Below are 4,184 nucleotides of genomic sequence, written 5' to 3'. Positions count from 1 at the left end.
GGAAGGCCAGTCTATCACGGTTGTGTGCTCTCCATCAAACGCTTTTAACAAACGGGCCCCAGACCGCCGAGGATCCTCTCCCTTACCAGGACTCTGATTCTTGACATTGGCCATTCCGGTTTGATACTCTGGCAGCACCTCGCAAGAGGAGATGAGCGGATGAGCCAGGAGGAAAAGAATCCGACCCGACGGGATGCGTTGAAAACGCTCGCTGGTAGTGTTGGTTCGATCATCAGTTTCCCAATTCTCCCCCGCACCGCCTCCTCCGAACAGCCGGAGGTGTCCGGTGGCCATCACGCGCATCCCCAACCATCCCCATCCGCGAAACCGGTCGAGCTTCGTTTCTTCACTCGCCGTGAAAAGGAGACTCTGGATATTCTCACCGATCTCATCATCCCGGCGGATCATCATTCCCCTGGTGCGAGGGCTGCCAATGTCAGCGAGTTTATTGATCGTGTGGTCAGCGTGTCTCCGGAGGTGACGCAGCGCCTCTGGCGCGAAGGGTTGGTCGAGCTCGACCGCCTGACTCAAGAGCGCGTGGGCAAAGTTTTCGTTCAAGCCAGCCCGGAGGAGCAAACGGCGATTCTCCGGGAAATCAGCCAGAATGAGCAAAACCCCCAAACGCTGCTCGAACGCTTCTTCCGTGAACTCAAGAACCGCACGATTGACGGCTACTACACATCAGAGATCGGTATTCATCAGGAACTCCGCTACCGAGGCAATCGCTGGATGAAAGACTTCCCCGGCTGCACCCATCCGGAGCATCTCGCCTGAGATGTACACGCTGCAGACGTATCGTCCCAAACGCGGTCTGAGCGTCCCCACCATCACGGTTCTCGACGATGCAGGTCGAATTCTCGAATCGGACCAGCGTCGTGTTTTCCGCTATGTCGTTCAGGGAGGGTATGGAGCCGACATCATCTTCGGTGTGGGAACAAACGGGGAATGGAATCGCCTGACCAATGATCAGCGTCAGGCCGTCATGGCCATCGAAAGTGAGGAGGTTCGTCGCATCAACCAGCATCTCCAGCAACACGGTCACTCGCCGGTGGAAGCCTGGGTCGGGATTACCGGGACAACACGAGCCGAAACTCTTGCTAATCTCGAGGTCGCCCTCGACCTCGGCGCCGATGCTGGCGTCATTGCCCCGCTTTCGATTCGGGACCTGGATGATGTAGTGCGCTTCTTCCAACGGGACGTCGTCGCGCTTTTCGAGCGAAAGGGGAAACTGCTGCCGCTCTTTCTCTACGACAATGCCGACATCGCCATCAATCCCCAGGTGCCCCACATTCGCACCCGCGACGTGAAACGGCTGAGCCGGCTGGAATTTATCTGCGGGATGAAGGTCTCAGCTCCACGAAAGGTGCTGGGCCACTACACGAAGGCATCGCTCCACTTCAACGAAAAGGATGAGTTCGGCATCTACGTCGGGCAAGCGTCGCTTATCTTCGACCTGTTTCAACCGACGCGAGGGCTTCTCGGCAAGATTCGGGAGTACTGGAACCTCTACCTCCTCCACCACGCTATGCCGATTGGCGTCGTCTCGGGCCCGGCCAATGTCTTCCCGCGAGAATGGCAGAAAGCCTGGCGCGTCTGCTATGCCGGTGATGAGGAAGCGATGCATCGGTACCGCAACCTTCTGGAATCATTCCGTAACACGTACACCTTCACGCAGCGGGGGCGAAAAGTCTCCAAGCTCATCGCCTGCCTCAAGTATGCCCTCCTGCTCGACGGCGTTATCTCCAGCCCGGCAGTGGCTCCCGGAACGCCCTCATTGACTGAGGAAGAGAAGCGGATCTTCGCCGAGAGATATTACCGTCTCAAAGAGGAGATTCGCGCGCATTCCGATCCCCTCTGGGTTTCTCGATGGGAGGAAGCACCGGTTTCGTCGCCGGAAATCTCCGCAGCGCGTAATGGCTCCCGGGAGTCCCGATGAATGCCTCCTCGTCACTTCACCAGGTGATATTTTTCCTGGCGGCGAAGAATCCACGACATCGTGCCGTCACTTGTCAGCGCGGCATCCTCTTCGAGCGCGACCCATAACAGTTGGCCTCCCCACTCGGGAATCGGAACCCGCACGGACAGTTCGATCGAATACCACGTGTCCGGCCGAAGGGGGACGTCTCCTCGACCGGGGATCGCCTCTTGCCGATCCCACAGTCCGATGAGGGGACCCGCCCCGTGGCCGTGATCTCCAATCGGGTGAGAATAAACCGATCCGTTGATGCCTTCAGCTTTCATCCGTTGCAGGGCTTCTTCCAGGACCTGATTGCCCGTCCGACCGGGTTTCATGGCCGCCATGACGATGTCCTGCAGACGATTGGCCACACGCAAGGCGGCTTGAATCCCAGGAGGTGGTTCCGTTTCGCCTTCGCGCAGAACGTAGCCCATGTGCTGGGTGTCGGTGCAGAGCCCCATCGCCTTGATGCCGAAATCAACGTGCAGAACATCGCCTCGCTGAATGACTACAGGACCCGAGGGCCTGAGAATCTGAGGATCTTCTCCTCCCCGCCGCTGGACCCGAACCGTCGGGTGAAACCATGTCCCCAGTCCTCGATCGGCCAGTTGCTGACGCAACCACCACACGACATCCTCGGTCGTCGTGACGCCGGGTGTGATCACCTCACGCGAGAAGGCCCGTGCAATCAACCCGTGAGCGATCTCCATAATACGTTCGTACCACACCCGCATATCCGGCACGCGCAGGGCAATGTAGTCGAGAGCCAATCGTTCGGCCCGGACAAGCCGCCCGGTGAGTTCCGGCCCAAGAGCCTCTTGAAGCTGCTCGTATTCACCAGCGGAGAGCCCATCGGAAAACGCATGAGTGTGAGAAATATTGATGGCGATGCGCCGCGGATTGCGCTCACTGATGACCTTCTTCAAAAGCGCCCATTGCGATTGACCCCAGAGTTCGCGTTGTTCTGTCTCGGGATCGCGATACACCGTATAGAGCCCACCTTGATCGCCACCGCCGAGCGCCAGCCGCTCAACCCCTTTGTCGGGTCCCCTATCGAAAAAGACGTAGATCGTTCGCCGCCGGGCAGCAAACGTTGTGGGCGCAACCAGAGAGAAAAAGACCGGGTCCTCGTTGTACTCCCGACAGACAACGATCCACATATCCACGTTGTTTTCCCGCATGAGTTTCGGCAGCACCGTTTCCAATCGCGCCTTCAGCCATGCCTGTTGAACCGCCGCCTGCTCGCGTAAGGGTGGAAGTTTGGGAATGTCCTGTCCGGCGACCTTCGCCGAAGGCATCGCCAGGGCGAAAGCAAGAAGCACAAGGCGATGTTTCATCGCTCCCTCCTTCAACAAAAGTTACGAGGGAGCATTCTAGCCGAACCCGCCGAGGAAAGGTACCTTACTCAGGACGCCATCGGTTGGGCGGCGAAAGACCCTGTAGTGTCCTGACGCTGGCATCTTCGGCAACAGTTTAGAGGAGGGAAAGAAGGTGACTTCCCTTTCCCCTCTCGCGCTGTCACTCGCTTAATGCCGGAGCGAGAGAAGCCGGGCGCCGACTACTTCCCCGAGACGTTGTCGCCTTCGACGACAACCGTGAGTGTATAACGTGCCAGCTCGCATCCATCAGCATCGCGGGCAATGATCGTCAGCGGAGAGGACTGATGAGTGAGAGCTCGGGCATCTCCGGAAAGGGCTCCGCTACGCTGATCGAGCGTGAGTCCCGAAGGTGCAACATCGCCTTCCCAGGCAAACTGAATCACGCCGTGCTGTGCCAGCGTCGCCAGCTCGCTCGGCGCAGCGATGGTGAAGCTCTGATCCGATGCGATGCGAACTTCGCGGGAGAGCTGTCTTTGCTGACAAAAGTTATCCTTGCACGATGGATCAACGAGAGCCGTCACGGAGGCACGCACAGAGGCATTGGCCATGGCGGAGGCTTCCGCGCTCGCCGCCGCACTGGCCGCAGCGGAAGCGGCAGCCTGGGCGACGGCAGCGGCATACGCTCCAGCGCTGGCGGCTGCCTGGGCAAGTGCCAGTGCACGAGCCGAGGCATTTGCCGCTGCCTGGGCACTGGCGAAGGCTGCAGCGATCGCCTGACAGTCAGCTTGAGCCGAGGCCCAGGCGCGCGCGGCCGCCGATGCCCGGGCAATAGCGGCAGCGTAAGCAAGCGGGCCGCCGAGAGCAATGGCTAAAGCAGCGGCTTGCGCTGCGGCGCGGGCTTCCGCGAC

4 protein-coding genes are annotated in these 4,184 nt (G+C 59.6%); 2 read left to right on the top strand and 2 right to left on the bottom strand.

Annotated elements, in window-relative coordinates; genetic code table 11:
* The first annotated feature begins 159 nt into the window (after positions 1-159).
* Together VNM72_01170 and VNM72_01165 are read left to right on the top strand one after the other, a co-directional pair.
* Positions 160-774, top strand: a complete 615-nt coding sequence (locus VNM72_01170; GenBank protein HXF04010.1) for a gluconate 2-dehydrogenase subunit 3 family protein — start codon at positions 160-162, stop codon at positions 772-774.
* A 1-nt stretch (position 775) separates the two neighbouring features.
* Positions 776-1,936 carry a dihydrodipicolinate synthase family protein gene (locus VNM72_01165; GenBank protein ID HXF04009.1) on the top strand — a complete coding sequence of 387 codons (1,161 nt, stop codon included), beginning with the start codon at positions 776-778 and terminating at the stop codon, positions 1,934-1,936.
* An 11-nt stretch (positions 1,937-1,947) separates the two neighbouring features.
* Here VNM72_01165 and VNM72_01160 read toward each other — a convergent pair whose 3' ends face one another.
* Together VNM72_01160 and VNM72_01155 are read right to left on the bottom strand one after the other, a co-directional pair.
* The gene (locus VNM72_01160) at positions 1,948-3,294 is read right to left on the bottom strand and encodes a M24 family metallopeptidase (protein HXF04008.1); all 1,347 of its coding nucleotides are present in this window, start codon (positions 3,292-3,294) and stop codon (positions 1,948-1,950) included.
* Between the two features lie 221 nt (positions 3,295-3,515).
* A partial coding sequence (locus VNM72_01155; GenBank protein ID HXF04007.1) for a putative Ig domain-containing protein occupies positions 3,516-4,184 on the bottom strand: 669 nt, incomplete at its 5' end.

This window comes from Blastocatellia bacterium (genome assembly GCA_035573895.1).
GTDB lineage: Bacteria > Acidobacteriota > Blastocatellia > HR10 > HR10 > DATLZR01.
This window is presented reverse-complemented; position numbering and strand designations above follow the sequence as displayed.

Bases quoted from the DNA above. Each gene is read 5' to 3' on its own strand.
- VNM72_01160 (HXF04008.1), bottom strand. From the start codon at position 3,294: ATGAAACATCGCCTTGTGCTTCTTGCTTTCGCCCTGGCGATGCCTTCG.
- VNM72_01165 (HXF04009.1), top strand. From the start codon at position 776: ATGTACACGCTGCAGACGTATCGTCCCAAACGCGGTCTGAGCGTCCCC.
- VNM72_01170 (HXF04010.1), top strand. From the start codon at position 160: ATGAGCCAGGAGGAAAAGAATCCGACCCGACGGGATGCGTTGAAAACG.